A 9,823-nucleotide genomic window follows, 5' to 3' on the forward strand; every position below is an offset into this window, starting at 1 on the left:
GCACGTGATCGGCGTGTCGTGAGGGGCCGGGGAGCCGGATGGGACGTTCGGCACGAGCCGGGCGCGCCGGCCCCGACGGCGGGACCGGCGCCACCCCGCGCCGGTGTCGAGCTGCCAGAACGACCACCCACGCGACCCCTCGAGATTGTTGCAAGAGGTTGGCAGCAGTGTAGCAACGACACCCGCGATGCGACCAGATCCAACCGCGAGAAGAATGCTGTTGCAAGATACTGGCGACAGTTCGCACGTCGAAACGGAGACCTCGTGGCCGACTACACGCTTCCGGACCTGCCCTACGACTACGGCGCGCTCGCCCCGCACATCGCGCCCGAGATCATGGAGCTGCACCACTCCAAGCACCACAACACCTACGTCACCGCCCTGAACCAGACCCTCGAGAAGCTCGCCGGTGCCCGCGAGTCCGGCGACTACGGCGCGATCGTCGGGCTGGAGAAGACCCTCGCGTTCAACCTGGGCGGGCACGTCAACCACTCGATCTTCTGGCAGAACCTCTCCCCCGACGGCGGCGGGGAGCCGACCGGTGACCTCGCCGCCGCTGTCGACGAGCACTTCGGGTCCTTCGAGAAGTTCCAGGCCCACTTCAGCGCCACGGCGACGACGATCCAGGGCTCGGGCTGGGCGATCCTGGGGTGGGACACCCTCGGCTCCCGGCTCCTGGTCCACCAGCTCTACGACCAGCAGGCCCAGCTCCCCGCCGGGCAGGTCCCGATCGTCATGCTCGACATGTGGGAGCACGCCTTCTACCTGCAGTACAAGAACGTGAAGCCCGACTACGTGAAAGCCTGGTGGAACGTCGTCAACTGGGCCGACGCCGCCGATCGTCTGGCCGCCGCGAAGGCCTGACCGCGGCAGAGGAGCCGGCCCCTGTGAGTGGCGATGGCCGCTGGAGCGACCATCGCCGCTCACGACCCGTCCTCGGCGACCCGTCCTCGGCTACCCGTCCTCGGGCGCCCGTCCTCGGACGACCCCCACCGGGTGGAGGAGACGTTCGGCATCCCGATGTCGATCGTCCACGCCCCGACCGAGGCGTCCCCGGGATCACGATGACCGCGCCCACGCCGACTCCGCCGACGACCGCGCCGCGACCCTGGGCCGGCCGCTGCCCGCGATCGACGTCGCGGTCGTCGACCCCGTCGACCGGCGCATCCCCGTCCCGCCCGGCGTGATCGGCGAGGTGTGCACGCGGGGCTACCACGTCACGACCGCTACGTGAGGGATCCGGAGCCAGACCAGCGGTCGTGGGTGGACGGCGCTCACAGGAGGAGGCGACGGACGGTTCCGGCGACGTCGGAGCCGCCCGTCACCACGACGCCGCGCGTCATCGGGCGGACCTGCTCGGCCAGCGCCACCGCGAGGTCGACGCCCGCGGCCGCGGCGTCGGGGCCGGCGTCGGCGAGCGCGGCGAGGGTCGCATCGGGGATCGTCACGTCCGGCACCTCGTGGGCGAGGTAGTCGGCCTCGTCGAAGCCGGTCAGCGGGCGGATCGCCACCAGCAGCGGGACACGCCCGTCGACGGCATCGACGACCCGCGCCAGCCCCGCCGGCTCGTAGACGGGCCGCGTGATGAGGAACTGTGCGCCCGCCGCGATCTTGTCCAGCGCCTCGACGGCGGCACGGCCGGGGTCGCGGCTGCCCGGGTTGACCCGCGCGCCGATGTCGAACGACGTCTTCGTCCCCAGCCGCAGCCCGTGGTAGTCCGTACCCTCGTTGAGCCCGGCGAGCAGCTCGATCAGCCCCAGCGAGTCGACGTCCCAGATGCCGTCGACGTGCGGGTAGTCCCCGACCAGCGGCGGCGTACCGGTCTCGCACAGCACCCCACGGACGCCGAGGGCGTGCGCGCCGAGCAGATCGGCCTGCAGCGCCATGATCGTGCGGTCCCAGGTGGTGACACTGGCGAGCGTCGTGACGCCGAGCCGGTTGTGCAGGTGCAGGGCGAGGTCGACGGAGTTGACCTGCGCGCGGGGGCCCGACGTCGCGGGCACGCACACCAGCCCGGCGCCGGCCTCGCGCAGGTCGGCGGCGAGCGCGACGGTCTCGTCGACACCCCCGCTCGTCGGTGGGGTCAGCTCGACCCCGACGACGCGGCCCGTCGACGCGAAGAGCCCGGGCTCGGTCACCACGACCGGACCGGCGGGCGCGGGTTCGACAACCGTCGTGACCCGCTGGGCGCGGTACTCGGCGACGGCGGCGGCCGCGGCGGCGAGCTGGCCCGGCGTCGTGCCGCAGCAGCCGCCGACGAGCGCGGCGCCCGCGTCGAGGAGCTGGCGGGTGTAGCGGACGAAGTAGTCGGCGTCGATGTCGTACTCGAAGCGGGCGGGGGCGATGCGGCGCGGCAGCCCGGCGTTGGGCTGCACCGTCAGCGGCACCGAGGTGTGCAGGGCCAGCTCACGCAGGACCGCGAGGCAGCCCTGCGGGCCGAGTGTGCAGTTCACGCCCAGCGCCGCGAGCGGCAGCCCCGCGAGCGCGGTGACCAGCTCGTGCGGGGTGTGCCCGGAAAGCGTGTGGTGGTCGGTGCCGAACGTGGCCTGCGCGATCACCGGGACGTCCCCCGCGCGCTGCGCGATCTCCAGCGCGACCTCCGAGGCCTCGACGAGCTCGTCGAGATGGCCGAACGTCTCGAGCATGACGACGTCGACCCCGGTACCGACCAGCACCTCGACCTGCTCGCGGACCGCGGCCCGCCGTGCGGACGGGACGACCCGGCGGCGCTGGTGCACGCTCACCGCCGGCGCTACGGACCCGGCGACGAACACCTGCCGGTCGGCGCGGGCGGCGGCCTCGCGAGCCAGCCGGGTGGCCTCGGCGTTGATGCGGGCGACGTCGTCGGCGGCACCGTACTCGGCCAGCCGCAGCCGGCTCGCGCCGAAGGTGTTGGTCTGCACCAGATCGACGCCCGCGCCGACATAGCTGTCGTGGATGGTGCGGACCAGCCCCGGCTCGGTGAGGGTGAGCGCGGGCAGCGCCTGGTCGAGGGAGTTGCCGGCGGCGTGCAGCATCGTGCCCATCGCGCCGTCGCCGACCAGCACCGACGTGCCGAGGAGGTCCCTGATGCTCATCGCCGCGCCCCCGGCCCGCCGAGCGCGTCCAGGATCTCCACGGCGACCTCGGCCATCAGCCGGTCGCGGTGCACGTCGAGCGACAGCCCGGTGATCGCCTCGATGCGCCGGATCCGGTAGCTCACGGTGTTGGGGTGGACGTGCAGCTTCTCCGCCGCGCGGCGCGGGGAGTTGTTGTGCTCGAAGTACGCCGAGAGCGTCGCCAGGTACTCCGTGCCCCCGTTGCGTTCCTCCGCGATCAGCGTGCCGACGACCTCCTCCGCGAACCCGCGCAGGTCGGCGACGTCGGGCACCCGCAGCAGCAGCCGGTGGATGCCCAGGTCGGCGAACGCGGTGACGCTGCCGGTCCCGCCGAGGCGCTCGCCTGCGAGCAGGGCGTGCCGGGCCTCGGTGTAGGACCGGGAGATCTCGGCCGCACTGGCACACGGGTTGCCGACGCCGGCCGCCACCGGCGTGCGCATCCCGATCCGGCCCGCGGTCGCGGCGAGGCAACCGGCGGCGAGGGCGCGGGCCGCGTCGACGGGAGAGCCGCCACCGGGCGGGGCCGGGACCAGGGCGACGACCTCGTCGGTCCGGGTGGCGACGATCGCTTCCGGCACCAGCCGGCCGGCCGCGGCCTCGACCGTCCCGAACACCGCGGGGGCCCGGTCGCCGGCGGCACCGATCGCGACGGCGCAGTACCCGCGGCCGGGTTCGAACCCCAGGTGCTGGGCCCAGCGGTCGATCTCGGGGTCGTCGCGGTCGCGGGCCAGCAGCAGGCCCTCGACGAGCTCCTGGCGGGCCCGGCCCGCGGCGGCGGTGACGACGAGCTCACGGCCCAGCACCACCCCGCACACCATCGCGGCGTGCTCGGTGACGAGCAGCCGCATGTCCTCGGTGAGCTCGCCCGCGGTGGCGGGTGCCATGGACGGGCACGGTGTCGTCGTCATCAGGTAGCCGGAGACGTCCTCGCCGACGGACACCGGCGCGACGATCGTCGCCGAACCCGCGCCTGCGGTGCCGGGGACGGTGAGCGCGCGGCGGTTGCGGGCCGCGGCCGCGAGCACGGTGCGCAGCCCCGTGACGCCGGCCTGGCCGCGGAGCACGGCGACGACGTCGCGGTCGCCGACACCGGCGCGGGCCAGCACGTCGAGGCGGCGATCGAGCACGACCACCCCGGCAGCGGCGCCGTCGGCCAGGAACGCGACGACGTCGGCCAGCTCCGTGTTCTGCGACGCCAGCGCCGACAGGTGTCCGCACATGCTGACGACGCGACGCAGGACCGCGGCCTCGTCGCTGCCACCGAACCGGCGGCCGGTCGCCCCCGCGGCCGGCACGGGCGGCGTCCTTGCCGTCGAGCCCGGAGCCGCCATGCGCGGACCGTACCCGCGGCCCGCAACCGGATACAACGACCACAGGAGCAGTTGTTGCCCAACACAAAAGAGGAGGGAGATATGTTGTGATGGGGCCCACTTCTGCGCGGCGCAAGTGCACGGTACCGCAGGAAGGAACGCCGGACCGGATCCACTGGCCTGACTTCGGCAGCTGTGCTGGACCACAAGAGCCCGCTGGGGACGTTGGCCGCGTACCACGATGACGGGGCCGCCGCGGGCTGCGAACCTCGTGGGACCACACCGAGGACGGGACCTACAGGAAGGCCAGGGCGTGGCGACGGACGACGTGGAACCCGGGATGGCGGCACACGACGCGTGGCCGCGGCCGTTCCGTCCGCGGCTGGGTGCCCGCCTCGGCTACGTCCTGCACGCGGGGCTGGCGGCCAACCAGGTGTACGCCCGGCTCGCCGCGTGGCTGGAGCGCCGCCCACGGGCCTACCGCGCGTTCACCGCGGCCGAGCGGGTGACCAAGCAGGAGCTGTTCGGCTGCCGGATGTGCGGGCAGTGCGCCCTGCCCGCGACCGGCTACACCTGCCCGATGACCTGCCCCAAGCAGCTGCGCAACGGGCCGTGCGGGGGCGTCTCCCCCACCGGCACCTGCGAGGTGCACCCGGAGCTGACGTGTGTGTGGGTCGTCGCGGTCGAGCGTGCCGAGGCGGCCGGGCACGGCGCCGACCTCGACCTGCTGCAGCGTCCCGTCGACCAGCGGCTGCGCGACCAGAGCTCGTGGGTCAACTACTGGCAGGGCCGCGACGAGGACCTGTGGACCGCCGCCGGGGACGAGCGGCCGCTGCTGCGCCGGGACCTGGGGCTGGCACCCACCGGAGTGACGCGATGAGCGAGCCTCGGCGAGCGAGTCATCGACACAGCGCCCGCGCGCAGCGCCGACCGAGCTCCGGCGAGGGAGTGCGATGAGCGAGCCTCGGCGAGCGAGTCATCGACACAGCGCCCGCGCGCAGCGCCGACCGAGCTCCGGCGAGGGAGTGCGATGAGTCTCCGGGAGGCGTTCGCGGCGGGCCGGTTCGCGGTCACCGCCGAGATCGGGCCGCCGCGGGGCGCCGACCCCGACGCGATCACGCGCAAGGCGGAGTTGCTGCGCGGCTGGGTCGACGCTGCGAACGTCACCGACAACCAGGGCGCGCACGTGCGGATGTCGAGCTTCGCGGGCAGCCTGCTGGCGATGCGGGCGGGCGTCGAACCGGTCATGCAGCTGACCTGCCGCGACCGCAACCGGATCGCGTTGCAGTCCGACTTGCTGTCGGCGGGCGCGCTGGGCATCCCGAACGTCCTGCTGCTCTCGGGCGACCATCCCCGCTTCGGTGACCACCCCGACGCCGCGCCCGTGTTCGACCTCGACTCCACCCAGCTGGTGTGGACGGCCCGCACCCTGCGTGACCAGGGCTTCCTCGTCTCGGGCCGGGAGGTCGGCACGCGCCCGGGCTGGCTGGTGGGGGCGGTGGAGAACCCGTTCGCGCCGCCGCGGAGCTTCCGGGCGCGGCGGCTGGCCAAGAAGGTCGCGGCCGGCGCGGAGTTCTGCCAGACGCAGTACGTGTTCGACGTCGAGGTGTTCGCGTCCTGGATGGCGCGGCTGCGCGACCTGGGCGTCACCGAGCGCTGCAAGGTCCTGGCCGGGGTGGGGCCGATCCGGTCGCTGCGGGTCATGGAGTTCCTGCGCACCGGTGTCCCGGGTATCCACGTCCCCGACGAGGTCGAGCGCCGGCTGCGGGGCGTTCCGGGCGACCGGGTCGCCGACGAGGGCGTGACGATGTGCGTCGAGACGATCCAGCGGGTCGCCGCGATCCCGGGCGTCGCAGGCGTGCACGTGATGGCGTTCGGGTACGAGCGGGGTGTCCCCGAGATCCTGGAACGCGCGGGCGTCGGACGGCGGCCCGCCTTGAGCTCGTCGAGATCGGAGGGACTCGGTCATGCTGGTTGACTTCCGGCCCCACTCGCGGCTGCGGGGCACCACGCCGATCGACATCACGACGGCGCTGGTCCCGGTCGTCGAGGCGCTCTCGGAGGGCTCGACCGACCTCTCCAAGGTGCGCCTGGTGTGCGACTGGGTGCAGTACAAGGAGAACTTCCGCGACGTCGTCGACCTGCGGCCGATCCTGTCGCGCCCCGAACGGCTCCCCGGCGCCGACCCGGTCGTGGTGCCCGTCGGCGTGCGCGAGGACGACATGGAGATCGCCGTCGACGTGCGGCGCAGCGCGAAGCTGCCGCTCAAGGAGCACGCCGCCGAGCTGCTGCGCGAGTACGCGGCGGGCGACACCGGTGGACGGGTGCTGCTGGAGGACTGGGGCGCGGGGTCGCGCAGCTGCATCTGGTCGTTCAACGCCCGCTACTGGGCCGACCTCGACCTCTGGGAGAAGTCGACGGGCCGCGGCTACGAGCAGGCGCTGCCCGGCGGGGAGAGCGACGCCCGCAACCACGACGCCGCCCGCGACCTCATCCGCAAGCTGTTCGCGGTCTGGGACCCGCTGGTCGACACGGGTGCGCTGCCCGAGGAGCTCTACGTCGTCGAGCTGGGGGTGGGCAACGGCAGCCAGGCCAAGGTGTTCCTCGACGAGTTCCGTGCGCTCGACGGCGAACACGGCCGCGGCTACTACCGGCGGCTGCACTACCTGATGTGCGACTACTCCCAGCACGTGCTCGACCTGGCCCGGGAGACCGTCGTCGAGCACCTCGCGCACGTCAGCTCGTTCGCGCTCGACGCGACCCGGCCGCGAACCTCGCTGGGGTTCCTGCGCTGGAAGGTGTTCCTGGTCTACATCTCCAACGTGTACGACAACCTGCCCACCGACGAGGTCGCCCAGCTGGGCGGGCGCACCTACCAGGTGCAGACGCGCGCCTACCTGCCGCCGGAGCGGGCCGCGGAGCTGGCGGAGCAGGCCAGGACGACGCCGGGGGACGTGGGTGCGCTGGTGCACAAGCTGTTGCGGCTGGGCCCGGCGTTGCTGGCTGAGGCCGCGCCTGCGCATTTCGCCGATGCGGACGCCGCCGTCGCGTTCTGGCGGGCGGCGTGGGGTGCGGTGCGGCTGGAGGAGCGCTACGTCCCGCTCGCCGGCCTGGACACCTACGAGCTGGCGCCGGAGGTGAGCGGGGAGATGCTGCGGCCGCTGCTGGAGTCGGGTGCCGACGTGCGGATGCACGTCAACAACGGGGCGCTCGCGAGCTTCGTCGACAGCCTGCAGCTGCTGCACCCCTTCGGGACGCTGATCTGTCACGACCTGTTCGTCACCGACGTGGCCGCCTACCGCGCCAACTTCCGCGGGCCCGGCAAGTACGACGGTTCGGTCGTCAACTGGGTGAACGGGCCGCTGCTCGCCCACGTCGGGCGCCGGCACGGCTTCGACGTGCACTACGCCCCGTTCGCCCACCGGTCGGGGGGCAACATCATCACGATGACGGCGCAGGTGAGGGACTGATGTCCGCGCCGAGGAACGCCGCCCTGATGGGCCGGGTGCCGCTGCTGCCGACGACCGTCGTCGGGTCGTACCCGGTGCCGGAGTGGATGGAGCGGCTCAAGACCGACTACTACCGCAACCGGATGAGCCACGCCCAGCTCACCGACCTGCACGAGATGGCGATCAAGGCCGCCCTGCGCGACCAGGAGCTCGCCGGGATCGACATCGTCTCCGACGGCGAGCTGCGCCGCGACAACGACGTCGACTACTTCCTCGCCCGCATGCCGGGTGTGGAGATCCCGCAGACCGCGAAGGAGTTCTACTTCGACTACTACGAGGCGCGGGTCCCGGCCCGGCTGCCCGACCGGTTCGACCCGTCGCCGCTCGGCCTGGCCGACGACTTCGCCTTCACCGCCGAGCAGACCTCCGGCCCGGTCAAGTTCTCCTTCACCGGCCCGTTCTCGCTGTCGCGGCGCATCCACGACACCGTCTACACCGACCGCCGCGAGCTGGTGCTGGCGGTCGCGCGGGTGCTCAACGCCGAGGCCCGCGCCCTGGCCGGGCGTGGCGCGCAGCTGCTGCAGATCGACGAACCGTTCCTCGCCGGGTACCCCGACGCCGTCGGCACCGCGGTCGAGGCGGTCAACGTCGTCACCGAGGGCGTGGACGTCACCTGGGGGCTGCACGTCTGTTACGGCAACCGCTACGCCCGCCCGCTGTGGGAGGGCCACTACGACTTCCTGTTCCCCGCGGTCCTGGACGCGAACGTCGACCAGCTGGTGCTGGAGTTCGCGCGCAAGGGCTACGAGGACCTGCCGGTGATCGAGAAGTTCGGCTGGGACCGCACCATCGGCCTGGGTGTCGTCGACGTGAAGTCGTCGGAGGTGGAGACGCCCGAGCTGATCGCCTCGCGCATCCGCAGCGCGCTCGAGCTCGTGCCTGCCGAGCGGCTCGTGGTCAACCCCGACTGTGGGCTGCGCAACGTCACAGGGGCCGTCGCACGGGCCAAGCTCGAGGCGATGGTCACCGGCACCGCCGCCGTACGCGCAGAGCTGACGCCCCGCACCACCTCACCACCGATCGACGCAGCACCACCCCCCACCGAGACACCCGTGTCCGTCCGAGGAGCCACACCATGAGCCAGCTGGAGTCCCACGACTACCTGTTCACCTCCGAGTCCGTGACGGAGGGCCACCCCGACAAGATCGCCGACGCGATCTCCGACGCGGTGCTCGACGCCGCGCTGACCAACGACCCGTACTCCCGGGTCGCGTGCGAGACCCTGATCACCACGGGCATGGTCGTGCTCGCCGGGGAGATCACCACGCCCGGCCAGATCGACTACACCCAGATCGTGCGTGACACCGTGAACCGCATCGGCTACGACGACGGCCGCTACGGCTTCGACGGGCACAGCTGCGCGGTGCTCGTCGCGCTCGACAAGCAGTCCCCCGACATCGCCCAGGGCGTCGACCAGGCCCACGAGCACCGCGGCAACCTCTCCGACGACGAGCTCGACAAGGCCGGCGCCGGCGACCAGGGCATGATGTTCGGCTACGCCACCGACGAGACCCCCGAGCTAATGCCGATGCCGATCGCGCTGGCGCACAGGCTGTCGCGCCGCCTCGCCGAGGTCCGCCGCGGCGGGCTGGACTACCTGCGTCCCGACGGCAAGACCCAGGTCTCGGTCCGCTACCACGACAACGTTCCGGTGGGCGTCGAGCGTGTGCTGATCTCCACCCAGCACGCCGAGGAGGCGACGAACGAGCAGATCCGGGAGGACCTGTGGGACCAGGTGGTCACCGAGGTGCTGCCGGCCGAGTTCTACGACGCCGACGAGCTGCGCACGACGCTGCTGGTCAACCCGACGGGCCGGTTCGTCATCGGCGGCCCCGTCGGTGACGCGGGGCTGACCGGCCGCAAGATCATCGTCGACACCTACGGCGGGTTCGCCCGCCACGGCGGC

General features: G+C 72.7%; 8 protein-coding genes. 6 read left to right on the plus strand and 2 right to left on the minus strand.

Annotated elements, in window-relative coordinates:
- Window positions 1-264: 264 nt before the first annotated feature.
- Window positions 265-864 (plus strand): superoxide dismutase, encoded by a 600-nt coding sequence (locus TOK_RS24590; RefSeq protein WP_098960353.1) that lies wholly within the window; start codon window positions 265-267, stop codon window positions 862-864.
- A gap of 410 nt (window positions 865-1,274) precedes the next feature.
- Here TOK_RS24590 and TOK_RS24595 read toward each other — a convergent pair whose 3' ends face one another.
- Window positions 1,275-3,077: a bifunctional homocysteine S-methyltransferase/methylenetetrahydrofolate reductase gene (locus tag TOK_RS24595; protein WP_098960354.1), complete on the minus strand. Its 1,803-nt coding sequence runs from the start codon at window positions 3,075-3,077 to the stop codon at window positions 1,275-1,277.
- Window positions 3,074-4,429 carry a CdaR family transcriptional regulator gene (locus TOK_RS24600; RefSeq protein ID WP_098960355.1) on the minus strand — a complete coding sequence of 452 codons (1,356 nt, stop codon included), beginning with the start codon at window positions 4,427-4,429 and terminating at the stop codon, window positions 3,074-3,076. The genes TOK_RS24595 and TOK_RS24600 overlap by 4 nt, the downstream gene beginning before the upstream one ends.
- Before the next feature lie 292 nt (window positions 4,430-4,721).
- Here TOK_RS24600 and TOK_RS24605 point away from each other — a divergent pair, with 292 nt between their 5' ends.
- The 5 genes from TOK_RS24605 to metK all read left to right on the plus strand — a co-directional run.
- Window positions 4,722-5,288, plus strand: a complete 567-nt coding sequence (locus TOK_RS24605; protein WP_216362095.1) for a methylenetetrahydrofolate reductase C-terminal domain-containing protein — start codon at window positions 4,722-4,724, stop codon at window positions 5,286-5,288.
- A gap of 150 nt (window positions 5,289-5,438) precedes the next feature.
- A complete protein-coding gene (locus TOK_RS24610; RefSeq protein ID WP_098960356.1) occupies window positions 5,439-6,386 on the plus strand; it encodes a methylenetetrahydrofolate reductase in 948 nt (315 codons plus the stop codon).
- Window positions 6,376-7,878 carry a hypothetical protein gene (locus tag TOK_RS24615; protein ID WP_098960357.1) on the plus strand — a complete coding sequence of 501 codons (1,503 nt, stop codon included), beginning with the start codon at window positions 6,376-6,378 and terminating at the stop codon, window positions 7,876-7,878. The genes TOK_RS24610 and TOK_RS24615 overlap by 11 nt, the downstream gene beginning before the upstream one ends.
- Window positions 7,878-8,996 carry a hypothetical protein gene (locus tag TOK_RS24620; RefSeq protein WP_098960358.1) on the plus strand — a complete coding sequence of 373 codons (1,119 nt, stop codon included), beginning with the start codon at window positions 7,878-7,880 and terminating at the stop codon, window positions 8,994-8,996. Before TOK_RS24615 ends, TOK_RS24620 begins: the two co-directional genes overlap by 1 nt.
- Window positions 8,993-9,823: methionine adenosyltransferase (gene metK / locus TOK_RS24625; protein WP_253258617.1), on the plus strand; the 831-nt coding region annotated here is incomplete at its 3' end. The genes TOK_RS24620 and metK, both read left to right, overlap by 4 nt.

The sequence above is a fragment of the Pseudonocardia sp. N23 genome (assembly GCF_002583555.1).
In the GTDB taxonomy this organism is placed as follows: domain Bacteria; phylum Actinomycetota; class Actinomycetes; order Mycobacteriales; family Pseudonocardiaceae; genus Pseudonocardia.

Bases quoted from the DNA above. Each gene is read 5' to 3' on its own strand.
- TOK_RS24595 (WP_098960354.1), bottom strand. From the start codon at position 3,077: ATGAGCATCAGGGACCTCCTCGGCACGTCGGTGCTGGTCGGCGACGGC.
- TOK_RS24600 (WP_098960355.1), bottom strand. From the start codon at position 4,429: ATGGCGGCTCCGGGCTCGACGGCAAGGACGCCGCCCGTGCCGGCCGCG.
- TOK_RS24610 (WP_098960356.1), top strand. From the start codon at position 5,439: ATGAGTCTCCGGGAGGCGTTCGCGGCGGGCCGGTTCGCGGTCACCGCC.
- TOK_RS24615 (WP_098960357.1), top strand. From the start codon at position 6,376: ATGCTGGTTGACTTCCGGCCCCACTCGCGGCTGCGGGGCACCACGCCG.
- TOK_RS24620 (WP_098960358.1), top strand. From the start codon at position 7,878: ATGTCCGCGCCGAGGAACGCCGCCCTGATGGGCCGGGTGCCGCTGCTG.